General features: G+C 71.1%; 5 protein-coding genes. All 5 read left to right on the top strand.

Annotated elements, in window-relative coordinates; all coding sequences use genetic code 11:
* Nucleotides 1–131: 131 nt before the first annotated feature.
* The 5 genes from nuoI to G6022_RS09650 are packed head-to-tail and all read left to right on the top strand — an operon-like array spanning nucleotide 132 to nucleotide 5,304.
* Nucleotides 132–731, top strand: a complete 600-nt coding sequence (gene nuoI, locus G6022_RS09670; protein WP_182640005.1) for an NADH-quinone oxidoreductase subunit NuoI — start codon at nucleotides 132–134, stop codon at nucleotides 729–731.
* The gene (locus G6022_RS09665) at nucleotides 731–1,519 is read left to right on the top strand and encodes an NADH-quinone oxidoreductase subunit J (RefSeq protein ID WP_182691442.1); all 789 of its coding nucleotides are present in this window, start codon (nucleotides 731–733) and stop codon (nucleotides 1,517–1,519) included. The genes nuoI and G6022_RS09665 overlap by 1 nt, the downstream gene beginning before the upstream one ends.
* Nucleotides 1,516–1,815 carry an NADH-quinone oxidoreductase subunit NuoK gene (gene nuoK, locus G6022_RS09660; protein ID WP_095717142.1) on the top strand — a complete coding sequence of 100 codons (300 nt, stop codon included), beginning with the start codon at nucleotides 1,516–1,518 and terminating at the stop codon, nucleotides 1,813–1,815. The genes G6022_RS09665 and nuoK overlap by 4 nt, the downstream gene beginning before the upstream one ends.
* A 10-nt stretch (nucleotides 1,816–1,825) precedes the next feature.
* Nucleotides 1,826–3,742: an NADH-quinone oxidoreductase subunit L gene (gene nuoL / locus G6022_RS09655; RefSeq protein ID WP_182691440.1), complete on the top strand. Its 1,917-nt coding sequence runs from the start codon at nucleotides 1,826–1,828 to the stop codon at nucleotides 3,740–3,742.
* On the top strand, nucleotides 3,739–5,304 hold the full coding sequence (locus G6022_RS09650) for an NADH-quinone oxidoreductase subunit M (protein WP_179524318.1): 1,566 nt from the start codon (nucleotides 3,739–3,741) through the stop codon (nucleotides 5,302–5,304). Before nuoL ends, G6022_RS09650 begins: the two co-directional genes overlap by 4 nt.
* Nucleotides 5,305–5,418: the final 114 nt, after the last annotated feature.

Raw genomic sequence — 5,418 nt, 5'->3', positions numbered from 1 at the left:
GGGCGCCGCCGACCCGGCGCCCTTCGACCCGGTCGCGGGCGGGTTCCCCGTCCCACCGCTGCCCCACCAGCGCGCGGCGTTGTCCGGGCGCACCGCGACACCCCAGCGCACCGCATCGGAGGAGGCCCCCAATGCCTAGGGTTCCGAGAATCCTCGAACCGATCGCCGGGTTCGGTGTCACGTTCGCGACGATGTTCCGCAAGAAGCACACCGAGCAGTACCCGGAGGAGAAGGTCCCCACCGCTCCCCGCTACCACGGCCGCCACCAGCTCAACCGGTACGCCGACGGCCTCGAGAAGTGCATCGGCTGCGAGTTGTGCGCGTGGGCCTGCCCGGCGGACGCGATCTTCGTGGAGGGCGCCGACAACACCGAGGACGAGCGCTACTCCCCCGGCGAGCGCTACGGGCGGATCTACCAGATCAACTACCTACGCTGCATCGGGTGCGGCCTCTGCGTGGAGGCCTGCCCGACCCGCGCGCTGACCATGACCAACGAGTACGAGATGGTCGGCGACGACCGGGCCGGGCTCATCTACGAGAAGCAGGACCTGCTGGGGCCGATGCTCGCCGGGATGGTCCCCGCACCGCACGACATGGCCCCGGGCACCACGCACGCCGACTACTACCGCGGCGACGTCCTCCGCGCGGCGCAGAGCGCACCCCACGGGGCGGCGCCGGGCGAGGACTCCCCGCCGACCCAGGGCGCGCCCTCACACGGGGACGGGTCCTGATGACCGGGGCACCGGTGTCCACCGGGGAGTCGGTCCTGTTCTGGGTGCTGGCGGTCGTCGTCGTCGTCGGCGCGCTCGGGGTGGTCTCCGCCAAGAAGGCGGTCTACTCCGCCCTGTGTCTGGCCATGACGATGGTCGCCCTGGCCGTGCTGTACATGGCGCAGGGCGCGGTGTTCCTGGGCGTCGGCCAGATCGTCGTCTACACCGGCGCGGTGATGATGCTGTTCCTGTTCGTGGTGATGCTCATCGGCGTGGAGTCCTCGGAGTCCCTGGTGGAGCGGATCCGCGGACACCGCGTGGCCGCGATCGTCGCCGGGCTCGGCTTCGGGGTCCTCCTGGCGACCGGCCTCGCCCGCGCGGAGCTGCCGCCCTTCACCGGCTTCGGCGCCGACCACAATGACGTGCCCGCACTGGCCGAGCTGCTGTTCACCCGCCACGTGTGGGCGTTCGAGCTCACCGGCGTGTTGCTGATCATCGCCACCCTGGGGGCCATGGTGCTGGCGCACCGCGAACGGTTCTCCGGCCGACGGACCCAGCGCGAGATGTCCGAGCAGCGCTTCCTGGACTGGCAGCACGACGGCCACGCCCGCGTGACGCCGCTGCCCAGCCCCGGCGTGTACGCGCGGCGCAACTCCGCGGACATGCCGGCCCGGCTGCCCGACGGCTCGGACTCCACCGACTCGGTGAGCGAGGTCCTTCGCCGGCACGGCGGCGGCAGGGAACTGGGACCCGGAGACGATCCGGGGTCCGGCGGTACGGCGGGACCTGCCGAGGGGGGACGACCGTGAACCCGGAGAACTACCTCTACCTCTCGGCCGTGCTGTTCACCATCGGTGCGGCCGGGTTCCTGCTGCGGCGCAACGCGATCGTGGTGTTCATGTGCATCGAGCTCATGCTCAACGCCACCAACCTGGCCCTGGTGACGTTCGCCCGGATGCACGGCGACGTGGGCGGTCACGTGTTCGCGTTCTTCGTCATGGTGGTGGCCGCGGCCGAGGTCGTGATCGGCCTGGCGATCATCATGGCCATCTACCGTTCCCGCCGATCGGCCTCGATCGACGACGCCAGTCTGCTCAGGTATTGAGGACGCGCGGATGACTCCTGATGTGACGTTGTGGCTGATCCCCGGCCTGCCGCTGCTCGGCGCCGCCCTCCTGCTGCTCCTGGGCCGCCGCAGCGACCCGTGGGGACACCTGCTGGGCTGCGCCACCGCCCTGGCCGCGTTCTGCGCGGCCGCCTGGCAGTTCGCCGCCATGGTCGGCCGCGGGGCCGCCGACCGGACCCTGCAACAGACGCTGTTCACCTGGATCTCGGTGGGCGACCTCCGCGTGGACATGGGCCTGCGACTGGACCAGCTCTCCATGGTGTTCGTGCTGCTGATCACCGGCGTCGGCCTGCTCATCCACGTGTACTCGACCGGGTACATGGCCGCCGACCCGGCGCGGCGGAAGTTCTTCGCTTACCTCAACCTGTTCCTGGCCGCGATGCTGCTGCTGGTGATGGCGGACGACTTCCTGGTGCTCTACCTGGGGTGGGAGGGCGTGGGCCTGGTCTCCTACCTGCTCATCGGGTTCTGGCAGCACAAGCCGTCCGCGGCCACGGCGGCCAAGAAGGCGTTCCTGGTCAACCGCGTCGGGGACATCGGGCTCGCCGTGGCCCTGATGGTGATGGTCACGCAGCTGGGGACCCTGTCCTTCGACGGCGTCTTCGCCGCCATCAGCGGCACTGACGGTGCCGAGCCCGGGGTCGGCACCGGCCTGGTCAGCGCGCTCGGCCTGCTGTTGCTGCTGGGCGCCTGCGCCAAGTCCGCCCAGGTGCCGCTGCAGTCGTGGCTCGGAGACGCCATGGAGGGCCCCACCCCGGTATCGGCGCTGATCCACGCGGCCACCATGGTCACCGCCGGCGTCTACCTGATCACCCGGGCCAACCCGATCTTCGACGCGGCCCCGGCGGCGCGGACGGCGGTGATCGCGGTCGGCGCGGTGACGCTGCTGTTCGGCGCCGTGATCGGCTGCGCCAAGGACGACATCAAGAAGGTGCTCGCCGCCTCCACCATGAGCCAGGTGGGATACATGGTCATGGCCGCCGGGTTCGGCCCCGCCGGATACGCCCTGGCGATCATGCACCTGCTCACCCACGGCTTCTTCAAGGCCGGCCTCTTCCTCGGAGCGGGATCGGTGATGCACGGGCTGGACGACGAGGTCGACATGCGGCGCTACGGTGCCCTGCGCGCGGTCATGCCCATCACCTTTGTCACCTTCGGACTCGGCTATCTCGCGATCATCGGCGTCCCACCGTTCTCCGGCTTCTACTCCAAGGAGGGCATCATCTCCGCGGCGTTCGACGCGGGCGGCGGCGGGGCGGCCGGATACCTGCTCGGCGCGGTGGCGCTCCTCGGAGCCGGCCTGACCGCCTTCTACATGACGCGGGTGATGATCCTGACCTTCTTCGGCCGACAGCGATGGCGCGAGGGAGCCCATCCCCACGAGTCGCCGGTGTCCATGACGACGCCGATGATCCTCATCGCGGTCGGCTCCGTACTCTCCGGGGCCCTGCTCGCTATCGGCGGGCGGCTGGAGGGTTGGCTGGCCCCGGTCGTGGGCGAGCACTACGCCGAGCACGTACTGCCGGTGTGGCTGGTCACCACCGCCTCGCTGGTGGTCGTGGCCGTCGGGATCGCGGTCGCGGTGCGACGGTACGGCCGCACCGACATCCCGGAGCAGGCGCCCTCGGAGGTCTCCGCGCTCACCCGCGCCGCCCGCCGCGACCTCTACGCCGACGCCGTCAACGAGGGTGTGCTGATGCGGCCGGGGCAGGCCCTGGTCGCGGCCACCGCGGTGGTCGACCGCAGGGTCGTGGGCGGCGCGACCGGCGGTGTCGCGGCGGCGATCGGGCTCCTGTCCACCCGCGGCCGACTCCTGCAATCCGGACTCACCCGCTCCTACGCGCTGTACATGCTCCTCGGCGCGGCCCTGATCATCGCCGCCATGTCGGCCGGAGGTGTGCTGTGAACGGGCTCGGTCTGCTCTCCGCGCTGTGGCTCACGCCGCTGATCGGCGCCCTCGTCGTCGTCGTCCTCCCCTCCGGCGCGCGACGCGCGGCCAGGCCCCTCGCCCTGGCCACCTCCCTCGTCGTGCTGGCGGTGGCGGTCGCGCTCGCGGTGGGGTTCGACCCCGGCGGCGAGACCCACCAGTTCGTCGAGTCCCACCCGTGGATCCCCGCCTTCGGCGCCTCCTACACGCTCGGACTCGACGGGATCGCGCTGGTGCTGGTCCTGCTCACGGCCGCCCTCATGCCACTGCTCCTGCTGGCCGGGTGGCACGACGTCGCCGCGTCCGACAGCCGCCGCGCGCAGGCGTACCCGGCGCTGATGCTGGCCACGCAGGGGTTGGCGCTGGTGGCGTTCACCAGTCTGGACGTGCTGCTGTTCTACGTCGCGTTCGAGGCCATGCTCATCCCGCTGTACTTCCTCATCGGCGGCTTCGGCCGCAGCGATTCCAGCGGGGCCGACCGGGCGGCGGCGGCCGTGCGGTTCCTCATCTACAACCTCCTCGGCGGGCTGGTCATGCTCGTCGCGGTGATCGGGCTGTACGTGCTCACCGCCCGCGCCGGGCTGGGGGACGCCGGGACGGACGGCGGATCGATCGGGGCGGGCACGTTCGACTACCGCCTCATCACCGCGGCCGTCGCGGACGGCCGGCTCGAGATCACGACCGGCGTGGCGCTGCTGATGTTCGCGGCCTTCACCCTGGCCTTCGCGATCAAGGCGCCGCTGTGGCCGTTCCACACCTGGCTGCCCGGCGCGGCCGTGGCCGCGACCCCCGCCTCGGCGGTGCTGATGATGGCGGTCGTGGACAAGGTCGGCACGTTCGCGATGCTGCGCTACAGCCTGCCGCTGTTCCCGGACGCGGCCGCCACGGCGGCGCCGGTGCTCGTCACGCTGGCGGTGATCAGCATCGTCTACGGCGGCGTGATGGCCATCGCCCAGACCGACCTGCTCCGGCTGATCGCCTACGCCTCCATCTCCCACTTCGGGTTCATCGTCCTGGGCATCTTCGCCAGGACGGAGCAGTCCGCGGCCGGATCGGCGCTCTACATGGTCAACCACGGCGTCGCCACGGCCGCGTTGTTCCTCGTGGCCGGGTTCCTCGTCCACCGGCACCGCATCCGGGAGATCGGCTACTACGGCGGTGTCCAGCAGGTCGCGCCCGTGATGGCCGGGACGTTCCTCATCGCCGGCCTGGCCACGCTCTCGCTGCCCGGGTTGGCCCCGTTCGTCAGCGAGTTCCTGGTGTTCATAGGGACCTTCGGCCCGTACCCGGTGGCCGCCGTGCTCGCCACGAGCACGTTCGTCCTGGCGGCGGTCTACATCCTGTGGACCTACCAGCGGGTGATGGGTGGACCCCCGGCTCCCGGGCTCGCGCGGACACCGGATCTCGACGCCCGGGAACTCGTGGTGGTGATCCCGCTGGTGGTGGCGCTGATCGTGCTGGGCTTCTACCCGCAGCCCGCGTTGGACGTGATCGAACCGGCGGTCGCCCACACCGTCGCGCTGGTGGGAGGAACCCGATGACCCCTGACATCGCGTACGGATCGCTCGCGCCGCTGCTCGTGGTGTTCGGCGCGGGGATCGTCAGCGTACTGGTGGAGGCGTTCGTCCCCGCGCGGCGCCGCTATGGCACACAGA

Origin of the sequence: Dietzia sp. Cai40, assembly GCF_014145165.1 — a bacterium.
Lineage (GTDB): Bacteria > Actinomycetota > Actinomycetes > Mycobacteriales > Mycobacteriaceae > Dietzia > Dietzia natronolimnaea.
The sequence above is the reverse complement of the archived record's forward strand: the minus strand, read 5'-3'. Positions and strand labels throughout refer to the sequence as shown.